At 55.5% G+C, this 925-nt stretch carries 1 pseudogene; it reads right to left on the minus strand.

Going from position 1 to position 925, the window contains the following annotated elements:
• Positions 1 to 853, minus strand: a pseudogene (locus tag GHN92_RS23595) (IS5 family transposase); the annotation flags it as partial.
• Between the last annotated feature and the right edge of the window lie 72 nt (positions 854 to 925).

Below are 925 nucleotides of genomic sequence, written 5' to 3' on the forward strand. Positions count from 1 at the left end.
TAGGCTCTGTACGTAAAGTATTGTCGCAAGCACCGCATAGCGCAGGCCAATGAGACCATCGCCGCAAAACTTGTTGCGAGCTTGTCGAAGCGCGTCACGATGCGACGGTTCTCCTTCAGCCAGCCAAACATGCGTTCGATGATGTTGCGCTGCCGATATTTGGGGCGATCAAAAAGTCGAGGCAATCCTGGCTTGGTTTTGCGCTTCATGCTTCGCAACGGAATGACTGGCTGCATGCGATAACGATCACAATACTGGCGCAGCGCTTCAGCGTCGTAACCCTTGTCAGCCAGCAACCAGCGGCAACGCTTGCGTGGGCGACCGCGCAGGCTGGGTATGCAAGCCTGATCGAGTAGCGGTTGGGCATAGGCTATATCGCTGGCTTGTCCGCCTGACAACAGGAAACGCAGAGGCACACCATTGGCGTCGCACAGCATGTGAATCTTGGTCGTCAGGCCACCCCGGCTGCGCCCGAGCGCGTGGTCTTGCGGTTCTTCAAATCCCCTTTTTTCCCGGCACCTGATGAGGCCCGGGTTGCTCGTACGGCAGTGGAGTCGATCATCCATGTTTCCAAGTCAATCAAACCCTGCTCATTCAATCGGATATGAAGACGCTTGAGCATCTGATCAAAAGCTCCGCAATCACGCCATCCCCGGAACCGTTGATAGATCGTTGACCAAGGGCCGAATCGTTCGGGCATGTCTCGCCAGGCTGCGCCAGAGCAAAGCACCCAGAGAATACCGTTTAGCATCAGGCGATCATCGGCCCGAGGGCGCCCGGTGCGCTGATTTTTGGTGAAGATATCTGCAACCAGATCCCAGGCTGCGTCGGGGAGTTCATACCGCTTTGCCATCTTGGCCTCCTGGCTTTAATGGCGGTGTATTTTACAGAAAATCGTATTTCTTGGGTTTACGTACAGAGCCTA

Source organism: Pseudomonas sp. FSL R10-2964 (genome assembly GCF_009600035.1).
Classification (GTDB): Bacteria; Pseudomonadota; Gammaproteobacteria; order Pseudomonadales; family Pseudomonadaceae; genus Aquipseudomonas; species Aquipseudomonas bubulae.